12 protein-coding genes are annotated in these 12,068 nt (G+C 71.9%); all 12 read right to left on the bottom strand.

Going from position 1 to position 12,068, the window contains the following annotated elements; genetic code table 11:
* Nucleotides 1–188: 188 nt before the first annotated feature.
* A complete protein-coding gene (locus tag JHN45_RS29600) occupies nt 189–1,082 on the bottom strand; it encodes a S9 family peptidase (protein WP_200711382.1) in 894 nt (297 codons plus the stop codon).
* 267 nt (nt 1,083–1,349) lie between these two features.
* A complete protein-coding gene (kynU, locus tag JHN45_RS29605; RefSeq protein WP_200711383.1) occupies nt 1,350–2,543 on the bottom strand; it encodes a kynureninase in 1,194 nt (397 codons plus the stop codon).
* Nucleotides 2,536–3,375 (bottom strand): tryptophan 2,3-dioxygenase family protein, encoded by an 840-nt coding sequence (locus JHN45_RS29610; protein WP_200711384.1) that lies wholly within the window; start codon nt 3,373–3,375, stop codon nt 2,536–2,538. The genes kynU and JHN45_RS29610 overlap by 8 nt, the downstream gene beginning before the upstream one ends.
* Before the next feature lie 162 nt (nt 3,376–3,537).
* A complete protein-coding gene (locus JHN45_RS29615; RefSeq protein WP_033284811.1) occupies nt 3,538–3,951 on the bottom strand; it encodes a DUF3151 domain-containing protein in 414 nt (137 codons plus the stop codon).
* A 46-nt stretch (nt 3,952–3,997) separates the two neighbouring features.
* On the bottom strand, nt 3,998–5,476 hold the full coding sequence (locus JHN45_RS29620) for an MFS transporter (protein ID WP_201051572.1): 1,479 nt from the start codon (nt 5,474–5,476) through the stop codon (nt 3,998–4,000).
* A 60-nt stretch (nt 5,477–5,536) separates the two neighbouring features.
* Nucleotides 5,537–6,559, bottom strand: coding sequence for a class II fructose-bisphosphate aldolase (gene fbaA / locus JHN45_RS29625; protein ID WP_200711386.1), 1,023 nt, complete (start codon nt 6,557–6,559; stop codon nt 5,537–5,539).
* A gap of 132 nt (nt 6,560–6,691) precedes the next feature.
* Nucleotides 6,692–7,240, bottom strand: a complete 549-nt coding sequence (gene pyrE, locus JHN45_RS29630) for an orotate phosphoribosyltransferase (protein ID WP_200711387.1) — start codon at nt 7,238–7,240, stop codon at nt 6,692–6,694.
* Nucleotides 7,241–7,271: 31 nt separating this feature from the next.
* Entirely contained in the window at nt 7,272–8,060 is a 789-nt protein-coding gene (locus JHN45_RS29635; protein WP_201051575.1) for an aldose 1-epimerase, read from the bottom strand.
* Nucleotides 8,061–8,081: 21 nt separating this feature from the next.
* Nucleotides 8,082–8,918, bottom strand: a complete 837-nt coding sequence (locus JHN45_RS29640) for an SRPBCC family protein (RefSeq protein ID WP_236584260.1) — start codon at nt 8,916–8,918, stop codon at nt 8,082–8,084.
* 80 nt (nt 8,919–8,998) lie between these two features.
* Nucleotides 8,999–10,594, bottom strand: coding sequence for a polyamine aminopropyltransferase (locus JHN45_RS29645; protein WP_201051577.1), 1,596 nt, complete (start codon nt 10,592–10,594; stop codon nt 8,999–9,001).
* Nucleotides 10,595–10,783: 189 nt separating this feature from the next.
* Entirely contained in the window at nt 10,784–11,320 is a 537-nt protein-coding gene (locus tag JHN45_RS29650) for a DUF2617 family protein (protein ID WP_019070386.1), read from the bottom strand.
* Between the two features lie 319 nt (nt 11,321–11,639).
* Nucleotides 11,640–11,954, bottom strand: a complete 315-nt coding sequence (locus JHN45_RS29655) for a hypothetical protein (RefSeq protein ID WP_236584261.1) — start codon at nt 11,952–11,954, stop codon at nt 11,640–11,642.
* Nucleotides 11,955–12,068: the final 114 nt, after the last annotated feature.

Genomic DNA, 12,068 nt, shown 5'->3' on the forward strand with positions numbered 1-12,068 from the left:
CCCGTACCCAGCCCCATGTCCGTCCCCCTCCCGCACCGGCCGCCGTCCGGCCGATCTGAAAGGGAAATTACGGATCCGCGGTCGTCGTCCGCGTCCCGCCAGGGAACTCACCTGCGCTGTAGCTCTCAGGTATTACGGGTATGACCGGGGTGGACAGAAGTGGACGAAGCCCGACCGAAGTCGGCGGCTCACCACGCCAGTTGTGCGATCTCCTCCGCCACCACCGCGCACGCGTCCGCCGCCGGGTCGATCAGGGGGAAATGGCCGACGTCCTCAAGGAGCGTGAGGCCCACGACCTCGCCGGACTTCGCCGCCGCGTCCGCGTACGACTCGGCGACCGCCTGCGGGACCACGAGGTCGGCGCGGCCCTGGACCAGCGCGGTCGCGATGCCGGTGGGAAGCAGGAGCGTCGGATCGGCGTACGGCAGTCGTTCCGCGAACTTGGCATCTCCACCCAGGAGTTGACCCGCCGCTCCCCCGCACACCGCGAGCTTCTCGGCGACCGTGAAGTCGGCGATCGGGGCGAGGGCGACCACACCGCGCAGCGCGGCGGGGGCGTCGGTGCGCCAGGGGGCGTCCTTGGGGAGGACGTGCCGGGCCGCCGCCCACAGCGCGAGATGACCGCCCGCGGAGTGGCCGGTGAGCACCGTGCGGCGCGGATCGGCCTGCGGAAGCGCCTCCCGGACGAGAGCGGGCAGCGCGTCGAGCGCCGCCGCGACGTCGTCGAAGGTCTCCGGCCAGCGGCCCGCGACCGGGCCCGTACCGCCCTGCGCGGGCAGCGCCGCACCCCGCCGGTACTCGACATTGGCCACCGCGAACCCCCGGCGGGCCAGGAAGTCCGCGAACGGGGTGATGTGCAGGCGGTCGTACGGCGCCCGCCACGCGCCCCCGTGCAGGACGACGACCAGCGGCGCCGGTTCGCCCGGCACCCGCTCGCCGTGCGGGGCGTAGAAGTCGATCACCTGGTCGGGGTGGTCGCCGTACGCGGCGGTGCTGTCGGGATCCACGGCGGGATGCGAGAAGGCCGACTCCTCTTCCACGGCGGCTGCGGCGGCACGTGCGGCAGCGGCGTCGTCCGGCATGCTCCAACCTCTCAGCGACGAAACGGACTTGGACGGATACGGATGTGACGGGATATGGCGACCAGGAGCGAAACACGCGGAGAAATTCGGCCGTCGGCCGGGACGCTACCAGGCCGGTGACGTGCACGCGGACCGCGGTTGTCACGCTCGGTGAGGCGTAAACGGTTCTGCGGTGCACGTCACCGGCACGTCACTGGCCCTTCGTCGACTTCTAACCGCTCCAGTGACCTACGGCAGTTAGATCGAGGTACACAGTTCCCGGAGTTCCTAACGGACCAGGTCCCCCAGCACCCGCGCCGCCCGCTCCACGTCCGCGAAACCGACGTACAGCGGCGTGAATCCGAACCGCAGCACGTCCGGGTGCCGGAAGTCGCCGACCACACCCCGTTCGATCAGCCGCGCCATCACGTCACCCGCGTCCGCGCAGCGCAGCGCGACCTGGCTCCCCCGCTCCGCATGGGCGACCGGAGTCACCGACTCCACCCGTCCGGACGGCACGTACGACGCCACGCACTCCAGGAAGAAGTCCGTCAGCGCGAGGGACTTGGCCCGCACCGCCCCGACCGAGACGCCGTCGGCGTCCCACACGTCGAGGGCCGCCTCCAGGGCGAGCATGGACAGGATGTCCGGGGTGCCCACCCGGCCGCGCAGCGCGCCCGGCGCCGGTTCGTAGGCGGGCCGCATGCCGAAGGGTTCGGCGTGCGAGTTCCAGCCCGGGAGCGGGGAGTCGAAACGGCTCTGGAGATCGGACCGCACATACAGGTACGCCGGTGAACCCGGGCCGCCGTTCAGGTACTTGTAGGTGCAGCCGACCGCGAGGTCCACCCCGTGCTCGTCGAGCCCGACCGGCAGGGCGCCCGCGCTGTGGCACAGGTCCCAGACGGCCACGGCACCCGCCGCGTGTACGGCGGCGGTGAGCGCGGGCAGGTCGTGCAGCCGGCCGGTGCGGTAGTCGACGTGGTTGAGGAGCACCGCCGCCGTACGGTCGCCGAGCACGCCCGGCACCTCGGCCGGGGTCACCGGCCGCACCGTGCAGCCGGTCATCCGGGCCGCCGACGAGGCGATGTACCCGTCCGTGGGGAAGGTCGTCGCGTCCACGACGATCTCGTCCCGCCCCGAGCCGCCCGCCATCCGCACGGCCGCCACAACAGCCTTGAACACATTGATACTTGTGGAGTCGCCGACGACGATCTGCCCGGCCGCGGCCCCGACCAGTGGGGCGATCCGGTCGCCGATCCGCTCGGGCGCGGTCCACCACCCGCTCTCGTCCCAGGACCGGATCCGCAGCTCGCCCCACTGCCGCCGTACGACGTCCTCGACCCGGCCCGGGACCGCCACCGGCAGCGCGCCGAGCGAGTTCCCGTCCAGATACACCACGTCGTCCAGGACGAACTGCGAACGCACGCCCGCGAGTTCGTCGGCGGCGTCCAACTTCTCTGCCTTCAGCGCGAGTTCAGACATGGGAGCGCGCCGTCCACAGCTCGGGGAACACGTTCTTCTGCGCGCGCTTCTCCAGCCAGGCCACCCCGGCGGAGCCGCCCGTCCCGGTCTTCGCGCCCATCGCGCGCCGGGTGGCGACGAGATGGTCGTTGCGCCATCGCCACACCAGCTCGGCGACATCGGTCAACGCCTCGCCGAGCCGGGCGAGTTCGTCGCCGGAGTCACCGGAGTAGAGGGCGGTCCACACCTCCTCCACCTCCGCCGACGGCTCGTAGCGCAGCGACACGTCACGCGTGAGCACGGCCTCGGGGACCGTGTGCCCGCGCCGGTCGAGGAGCCTCAACACCTCGTCGTAGAGGCTCGGTTCGTGCAGTGCCTTCTCCAACTCGGCGTGCACGCGCGGTGCGCCGCGGTGCGGGACGAGCATGGACGCGGACTTCTCGCCGAGCAGGAACTCCATCCGGCGGTACATCGCGGACTGGAAGCCGGAGCCCTCGCCGAGGGCCGCGCGGTACGAGTTGAACTGGGCCGGCGTGAGCTGTCCGAGGGGCCGCCAGGAGGCGTTGAGCGCCTCCAGTTCCCGTACGGAACGCTTCAGCGCGTCGATCGCGACCGGCACCCGGTCCTCGCGCAGGGCCCGCGCGGCGGTCTCCCACTCGTGCACGATGACCGTGAACCACAGCTCCATGACCTGGGTGGTGACCAGGAAGACCATCTCGCCGGGGTCGTCGGAGCGGGTGTGCTGGAGGTGGGTGAGGACGTCCGCCTGGACGTAGTCCTCGTAGGGGGTCGTTCCCTGGAAGTCGAGATGCGGGGCCTCGGGCTCCTGCGTTTCCTGAGCCTGCTGGGACATCGCTGTCTCCTGATGCGTACTCCGGGTAGCGGTCCGCCCCTGCCGAATTCCGACACGGGGGCCCCGGTCCCCACCGGGCATCCTGCACAATCGTCCCGCAAGACCGCAAGGTCCGCCTGGTCACACCAGGCGGACCCGCATCACCGCACCCGGACTACAGGACTAGCCCAGCGTCTGGGCCGCCGTCGGCGAGGAATCCTTCAGGAACTGGCTGCACCGCGCGTACTCCTCCTGCTCCCCGATCGCCTGCGCGGCCCGCGCGAGGGCGTGCAGCGCGCGCAGGAAGCCACGGTTCGGCTCGTGCTCCCACGGCACCGGTCCGTGGCCCTTCCAGCCGTTGCGCCGCAGCGAGTCCAGCCCGCGGTGGTAGCCCGTACGGGCATAGGCGTACGACTCCACGACGCTGCCCCGCTCGAACGCGTCGTCGGCCAGCAGGGCCCAGGCGAGCGAGGAGGTCGGATACTTCGCGGCGACATCGGCGGGCGTCGCCCCGCTCGCGAGAAGGTCGCGCGGCCCGGGGTCTTCGGGGAGGTGGGTCGGGGGCGGTCCCCCGAGGAGGTTCTCGTGAATCGTCATGGGTTCCAGTCTCCCCCAGGGGCGGCCATTGCCCGGCATCCGCCCGCTACCCCGCGTCGAGACGCCCCTTCCCCACCCGTGGTTCCAGGGGCGGGGCCGTGATCGAGCCGTGGGTGAGGCACTCCGGGCGGTGGCAGTCCGGGGGCGGGCGGCGGACCGTCGTAAAGGCCAGGACCGAGCCCACCACCAGCACCCCCGCGCACCACCCCATCGCCCGGTCGAAGGCGTGGTCGAAGGCGGTCGCCGAGCGGTACGCCTCCGAGCCCATCCCGGCGAGCAGCGGCAGCGCGGCGATCGCGATGAGGCCGGCCGCGCGGGCCGCCGCGTTGTTGATGCCGCTGGCCAGGCCCGCGCGGGCGGTGTCGACGGAGGCGAGAACGGTGGCCGTGAGGGGGGCGACCAGGATGACCATGCCGGCGCCCATCACGAGGAGGGCCGGTACGACGTCGGTGAGGTAGGAGGCGTCCGGGCCGACGCGCAGCATCAGGAGCATCGCCGCCGCGCACAACAACGGGCCGACGGTGAGCGGGATGCGGGGGCCGATGCGCTGGGCCAGTTCGCCCGAGCGGGCCGAGAAGAGAAGCATCAGGGCGGTCGTGGGGAGCAGTGCCGTGCCGGCCTCCAGCGCCGAATAGCCTGCCACCACCTGGAGTTGGAGCGCCGTCAGGAAGAAGAAACCGCTGAAGGCCGCGTACACGCAGAGCGTGACCAGGTTGACCGCCGTGAACTGGCGGGACGCGAAGATGCCCGGCGGCATCATCGGATCGGGGCTGCGCTTCTCGACGTGGACGAACGCGACTCCCGCGGCCACGCCCGCCGCGGCGGTGACGATCACGACGGGCAGCGGGCCGTCGGCCGCCTCGATCAGCGCGTACGTCACCAACGCCAACGCGACCGCGCCCAGTGCCGCGCCCAGTACGTCGAAGCGGCCGTGCGCGCGGCCGTCCGCCGACTCGGGGACGTGGCGTACGGCGATGGGGGCGCAGACCAGCGCCATCGGGACGTTGATCAGGAACACCCAGCGCCAGCCGGGGCCGTCCACCAGCCAGCCGCCCAGGAACGGGCCGATCGCCGCGCCGATACCGCCGAAACCGGACCACAGGCCGACCGCCCTGGCCCGGTCGTCGGGGTGGAAGGAGGCCTGGATGAGGGCGAGGGAGCCGGGGGTGAGGAGCGCGCCGCCGATGCCCTGGAGCGCGCGGGCGGCGATCAGGACCCCGGCATTGGGGGCGAATCCGCACAGCAGGGAGGCCGCCGCGAACCACACCACGCCCAGGACGAAGATCTTGCGGCGTCCGTAACGGTCGCCGAGCGAGCCGCCGAGGAGGATCAGTCCGGCCAGCGTCAGCATGTACGCGTTGACCGTCCACTGGAGGGCGGCCAGGTCGGCGTTCAGGTCGCGGCCGATGCGCGGCAGGGCCACATTGACGACGGTGGAGTCCACCATGGCCATGCTGGAGCCGAGGACCGTGGTGAGCAGGACCCACTTGCCCTGGGGCGAGGCGATGCGCACATCGGAGGACATGCCCCCAGGTATACAACGACCCCGGTGCCGTAGCACCGGGGTCGCGGCAGACCGTATCGGTTACTTGATCTTCGTGCCCGTCGAGCGCAGGTTGGCGCAGGCCTCCGTGACGCGCGCGGCCATCGACGCCTCGGCGAGCTTGCCCCAGGTGCGCGGGTCGTAGGTCTTCTTGGAGCCGACCTCGCCGTCGACCTTCAGGACACCGTCGTAGTTCTTCAGCATGTGGTCCGCGACCGGGCGCGTGAACGCGTACTGGGTGTCGGTGTCGAGGTTCATCTTCACCACGCCGTTCTCCAGCGCGGTGGCGATCTCCTGCTCGGTGGAGCCGGAGCCGCCGTGGAAGACGAAGTCGAACGGGGACGCCTTGCCGTACTTCGCGGCCACGCCGTCGCTCAGCTCCTTGAGCAGTTCGGGGCGGAGCACGACGTTGCCCGGCTTGTACACGCCGTGCACGTTGCCGAAGGACGCGGCCAGCAGGTAGCGGCCCTTCTCGCCGAGGCCGAGCGCCTCGACCGTACGGATCGCGTCGTCGACCGTGGTGTAGAGGGAGTCGTTGATCTCGTGCGAGACGCCGTCCTCCTCACCGCCGGTCGGGGTGATCTCCACCTCAAGGATGATCTTCGCGGCGGCGGCGCGGGCCAGCAGCTCCTGCGCGATGGCGAGGTTGTCGGCGAGGGTCTCCGCCGAGCCGTCCCACATGTGCGACTGGAACAGCGGGTTGCCGCCGGCCTTCACGCGCTCCTCGGAGACGGCGAGCAGCGGACGGACGTAGCCGTCGAGCTTGTCCTTGGGGCAGTGGTCGGTGTGCAGCGCGACCGTGACCGGGTACTTCGCGGCGACGATGTGCGCGAACTCGGCGAGCGCCACGGAACCCGTGACCATCTCCTTGGCGTACTGGCCGCCCAGGAACTCGGCGCCACCCGTGGAGATCTGGACGATGCCGTCGCTCTCGGCCTCCGCGAAGCCGCGCAGCGCAGCGTGCAGGGTCTGGGTCGAGGTCACATTGATGGCCGGGTAGGCGAACTTGCCTGCCTTCGCCCGGTCGAGCATCTCGTTGTAGACCTCGGGGGTTGCGATGGGCATGTGTCCGCTCCTTGGTATCTGCGGGTTGGCGATCTTCGCGATCTGCGTACTACGGCCCTGACCTAGACCTTGGGTGCGACGTCATCGTCGTGCCCATCTTTCCAGACGCGGCCGGATGCTGAGAGTGGGCGGTCAGTCCAGGCCCAGGTCGTCCTTGGAGTACGCGAAGAGGTACGGCACCCCCGCGCCCGCCTCGATCTTCTCGGCGGCGCCGGTCGCCCGGTCCACGATGGTCGCGACGCCGACGACCTCGGCACCGGCCGCGCGCACGGCCTCGACGGCGGTCAGCGGGGAACCGCCCGTGGTGGAGGTGTCCTCGACGACCAGGACCCGGCGGCCCGCGATCTCCGGACCCTCCACCTGGCGCTGCATGCCGTGCGCCTTCGCGGCCTTGCGCACGACGAAGGCGTCCAGCTGCTGTCCACGCGCGGCGGCGGCGTGCAGCATCGACGTGGCGACCGGGTCGGCGCCCATCGTCAGGCCGCCGACCGCGTCGAAGTCGAGATCGGCGGTCAGGTCCAGCAGCACCTGCCCGACGAGCGGGGCGGCCTCCCCGTCGAGGGTGACGCGCCGGAGGTCGATGTAGTAGTCGGCCTCCAGACCCGACGACAGGGTCACCTTGCCGTGCACCACGGCCTTGTCCTTGATCTGCTGCAGCAGCGCGCCGCGTACGTCCGTCATGCCGCCCAGCTTAGAGGCGATGTCCACCGGCCTAGAAGCGCGTCCAGGCCCAGGTCATCGTGGCTTCCAGCGGCTCGATCGGGGTGACCAGGCGGGGCAGGGTGTTGAGGCCGTTCGGCGGGCCGGTCTGCGGTTCCACGCAGACGGCGGCCTCCTGCTCGTCGTAGACGACGACCCACTGCTCGGGGCTCGTCACCTTCAGCGCCAGCTGTCCCGGCCAGGTCAGCGTGACGTCGACGCCGTCCGGCATGCCGAAGCAGTCGTCCCAGGGGCTGGGCTTCACGTCGACGCGGTTGCCGGTCGGGAGGTGGTCGTCGCCGCGCTCCTCCTGCCAGGCGGGGCTGAAGTCGACGAGCACGTCCTCGCCGCCGAGGTTGCGGTTGAACCACGGGTGCCAGCCGATCTGCGCCGGGAACGAGTCGCCGTACGCCTCGATCGCCATGGTGAGCGTCAGGGCGTCCGCGGTCAGCGCGACGGCCTGGGTGACGCGGCCCGGGAAGGGCCACGGCTCGACCAGGTCGTACGTGATGACCGTCTCGTCGGGCGCCCGGCGGGCGGTGCGCCAGGCGCCGTCGCGGACGGTGCCGTGGATGGCGTGGGGCGGGGAGTTGAGGGGCATCTGGTGGACGGTGCCGCCGTCCAGGAAGCGGCCGTCGCGGATCCGCCCGCACCAGGGGACCATCGGGAAGCACCCGAACCGCTCGCCCTGGCGCAGCAGTTCGGTGCCGCCGACGCGAAGTCCTCCGATACGGCCGCCGTTGCCCGGCTGCACCGTCACCTCCGCGTCGCCCGCGGTCAGCGTGATCTCTTCGTTACTCACGGCACGACCCTACTGGGCCGCTCAACGCCGTTTGCGCAGCACCCTGTTCACCACGATCGCCGACGCCAGGACCAGCGCGGCGGCGGGGGCCGCCCAGCGGAGCGTGGCGTTCGCGGAGACGGTCAGCGGCGCGGGCACGGGTGCGTAACGCCCGCGCGGCGGCGCGTGGTCGACCTCCTCCGCGCTGCGGCCGATCATCGTGCGGCGCGCGTGCGCGGCCTCGGCGGGCGGCTGGGGCGTCTCGGCGAAGGTCTCGGTCACGTGGAGCTCCTCGATGGCACCCGCCAAGTCCGTCTCCGGGGCGTCGAGATCCACGTCGTCCGCTGCCACATCGTCCACATCGTCCGCGTCGTCCGCATCGTCCGCGTCATCGGCTTCTACGTCGTCCACGTCATCGACTTCTACGTCATCCACGGCGTCGGTGTCGTCGGCCTGCTCCGGCTCCTCGCCCAGGTTCGCCGCGAACCGCTCAAGCAGCCTGGTCGTCGCCGCGCTCACCGCGTCCGGGGCCAGTTCGGTGACCCGGCCGTCCGCCGTCGCCGTACCGTCGAAGGTGATCGTGGAGCCGCCGTCGGCCTCGCGGACGCGCACGGTGAGGGCGAGTTTGACCGAGCCGGTGCCGCGGGCCTCGGTCGCGTCGCCCTCGACGGCGTACGTACCGTCGTCCCGGGCGGTGACACGGACGGAACCGCGGTAGGTGATGGAGTGGCCGCCGACGCGGACCTTCAGGCGGCCGGCGACGGGTTCGGTGCCGGCGTCCTGCTGGAGGCCGGGGACGGCGCGGGCGACCCGGGCGGGGTCGCCGAGCGCGGACCACAGCCGCTCGGGCGAGACCGGAACGTGCACCTCAAGCTCCATGCTTGCGGAGCCTACCCAGGTTGGCCGGAGGTGCACGTGCCGTTGCTCGGAAGTGGTGGCGTGTTGGTGCCGGCGTGGGATCAGTACCGCGGGTGCACCAACGTGGAAGCCGGCAGGCCCGGCACCCACGTCCGCTCCGCCGCCCGTTCGTCGCTCTCCAACCCCGGCTCCGCGGGCACCGCCCCCCGCGCCGCCAGCACGAACCCCCAGTCGCGCGGGGAACGCGACGTTCCGGCCGTACGGTCGGGTCCCGCCGCGAAACCCGAGACCCGGCCGCCGACGCGGTACGGGACGGGGTGGAGGCCGGCCGCGCGGAGGGTGGAGACCACCGTCCAGAAGACGCGGCGCCGGGAGGAGACCGGCCCCGCGTGCACGACCAGCCGGCCCCGCTCGGTGAGGGCGCGGCGGGCGAGGCCGTAGAACTCCTGGGAGTAGAGCTTGGTGCTGGCGGTGATGCCGGGGTCGGGGAGGTCGGCGATGACCACGTCGTACGTCCCGGGGTGGACCCGGCGCAGCAGGTCGAAGGCGTCGCCGGTGGTGACGTGGACGCGCCGGTCGCCGTAGACGTGGTCGTTGAGCGCGGCAAGGGCGGCGTCGTGGCGGGCCAACTGGACGACGGCCGCGTCGAGTTCGACGATGTCGACGCGGCGCACGCCCCGGTTGCGGAGGACGTCGCGGGCCGCGAGGCCGTCGCCGCCGCCGAGGACGAGCACGCGCGCGTGGGGGCCGTCCATCGCGGGGTGGACGAGGGCCTCGTGGTAGCGGCGTTCGTCGCGTCCGCTGACCCGCAGGCGGCCGTCGAGGAAGAGGTCGAGGGGGCGGCCGTGGTCGCCGCCGGTGAGGACGACCTCCTGCACGTCCGTCTGGAGAGCCACCCGGACGTCCTTGCCGTAGACCGCGTGCCGGGCGGCCCGTTCGAAGTCGTCGACCAGGACGGCGGCGGAGGCGAGCAGGCCGAGGACCGTGAGGTTGGCGATCACCAGGAGCCAGCGGCCCCGGCGGGTGAGGTCGCGGCGGAACAGGCCGAGGACCAGACAGCCGCCGGCGACCACGTTGACCGTGCCGGTGAGCAGGGTGCCGGTCAACTGGCCCAGGAACGGCAGGAGCAGGAAGGGGAACGCCAGGCCGCCGACCAGTGCGCCCACGTAGTCCGCCGCGAAGAGGTCGGCGACCGCGCCGCCCGCGTCCTGGCGGCGGATGCGCTGGATCAGCTCCATCAGCAACGGCACCTCGGCCCCGATCAGCAGGCCGATCGCGAGGGAGAAGGCGACCAGGAGGCAGCGCGGGCCCTGTGCCCACAGGCCGCCCCAGTTCCCGGTCCAGGCGAAGACCGCGTACAACGCCATCGCGCTGCAGCCGCCGATCAGCGCGAGGGCCGCCTCGACCGCGCCGAAACCGGCCGCCGCGTGCCAGCGCAGACGCTTCGCCGCGAGCGAGCCGATGCCCATCGCGAAGACCATCACGGAGAGGACGACAGACGCCTGGGTGACCGAGTCGCCGATCAAGTACGAGGCGAGGGCGACGAGTTCGAGTTCGTACACGAGTCCGCAGGCCGCGCAGACGAAGACCCCCGCGAGCACCAGGAACCGGCCCGTGCCCGGCCGTACGGGCAGCCGCGCGGGGCCTGCCCAGGGCGGCTGGGTGCCCGGCCGGGCCGGCGCGTGCGGTTCGATCACGCTGCGACGTTACGTCACGGGACGGGCACGCTTCGTCACCCACACGTGTGGAATGTGTTTACGACGGCCGGGACCGGTGTCGTATCCCCGCGGCCCCGAATCCTCGGACAGGGGACGCCACCGGACAGGCCACCGGTCACCGGTCCTCAGACAGGAGACGCCACCGGACAGGCCACCGGTCACCGGTCCTCAGACAGGAGACGGCACCGGATAGGCCACCGGCACCCGCACCCCCACCCTCGTCCGCGTCGCGACCAACTGGCCGTCCTGCGGATAGGCGTGCCAGGTGCGCCAGTGCACCTGGCCCTCGTACCGCTGCGCGAGCATCGCGGTGAAGGCGTGCGGGCTGCCGGGGAAGACGCCCGCCAGACCGTTGGGATGGTCGGCGACCAGGGCCAGCAGCTCCTGGGCGCGGCCCGCGAACTGCCCCGGGGACAGCACCTCGACCCGGGCCGCGAACTCGTACTCCCAGTCGCCGACCCGCTTGGCGACCCCGAGCGGCAGCGGCGTACTGGAACCCGGGATGCACGCGACCGTCTCCGAACAGCTGCCCCGCTCCTCGTCCAGGAGTACCTGGTGGGACGCGCCGAGCAGTCTCAACTGGAGCCGCGCACCGGCGAGTTCCAGGTCGAGTGTGGCCAGCGCGGGCAGCGGCTCGCGCCCCAGGGTCCAGGCGAGGTCGGCCGCGCGCGTGTCGGTGTAGGAGGTCTGAAGGGTCGTGAGCATGGATCGGCTCCGCTAGCACGCAAAGAAAGGGGAGGTGTGGGTCCGGCGCACCCCGGTAGACACCGGGGGATCGGCCCGGTCAGCCCAGTCAGGAGAAGGTGTCTGCGGGCTTCCGAGGGGCCGCGTTGGTGATTTAGAGGGAATCATGAACGGTGGCGCCACCACAGTGTTTTTACCCAACTTCGTGGGGTTTCCATCCCTCAGGGGGCTCCACAGCTCAACTGTTCAACCAAGGCGTACGCCCAGGCGTGTCGAGCGCGCGCCGGAGCGCCCGCCGGGAGCGGACTCCCGACGGGCGCTCCGCCCCCCGTCGCGCCGGTCAGCTGCCCCCTCCGCAGCCGCCTCCGCCCCCGCAGGACGACCCTCCGCCGCACGACGAGCCGCCTCCGCAGGAGGAGTGCCCGCCGCAGGAGTGGTGGTGGCCGTGCCCTCCCCCGGAGGAGGTGCTGCCGTCCTCGGCCCACCAGCTGCTCGTACCGGCCGCGGTTCCCCCGCCGCGGATCCCGGCCCGGCGACCCGACCCCTTGCTGATCCTGCTCCTGCGGCCCGCGCGGACCAGGGCCCCCACGAAAGCGACCGCGATCACCGCCAGGATGATGCCGAAGAACATGTCTCCACCGAGAATGCCGAACATGGCGTCACCCTCCTTCCGATTCCCCCGAAGCGGCCCCCCGTGGGCGCCTCGTGTGGTGCGTGAAGCAGGGATGCCCGGCCGTCTCACCAGCCAAAGCAGAGTTGAGGAAGTCCA

The organism is Streptomyces sp. MBT53, from assembly GCF_016654115.1.
Lineage (GTDB): Bacteria > Actinomycetota > Actinomycetes > Streptomycetales > Streptomycetaceae > Streptomyces.